We start from the raw sequence: 482 nt of genomic DNA on the forward strand, positions 1-482 counted from the left end.
GCGCGCGGCCTCAACATCGATCGCGCCACGCTCTACCGGATGCTCGCCGCGCCCCGCACGCCTGCTGCCACCGACGCAGCCGCAGGAGACGTCGCCAGCGTCTAGCGCCTGCTGCCCCCGGATTCGAGGCTTGATCGGACGGTGTTTTCCCGCCGGCGTCAAACCACGGCGGAGGAGAGCCCATCGACGACGAGATCGATGCGGTCCGCACGACGCCCCGCGCGCAGCCGCCCGCCGCGGTCGAGGACGACCAGGCCGTGCAGAGCCGACCACAGGGTCTCGGTGAGGAGTTCGGACGCGTCGTCATCGGAGCCCGGCGCGAGGGCCTCCAGCAGTTCGGCGAACGCGGCGGACAGTTCCGGCACGGAGTCGGAGCCGAAGGACAGCCTTGTGGTGCGGCTGAACATCGCGTCGTAGAGCGCGGGAGCGGCGGTCGCAAATGCGCAATAGCGGTGGGCGACGGCGCGCACCGCATCCCCCGA

At 71.4% G+C, this 482-nt stretch carries 1 protein-coding gene; it reads right to left on the reverse strand.

The genetic code is table 11. The features are described 5' to 3' along the window. Window positions 1–158 precede the first annotated feature (158 nt). Window positions 159–482 (reverse strand): TetR-like C-terminal domain-containing protein (locus ITJ69_RS20215; protein ID WP_194673854.1); only part of this gene is annotated, 324 nt, incomplete at its 5' end.

Origin of the sequence: Curtobacterium sp. VKM Ac-2887 (assembly GCF_015350935.1) — a bacterium.
Lineage (GTDB): Bacteria > Actinomycetota > Actinomycetes > Actinomycetales > Microbacteriaceae > Curtobacterium.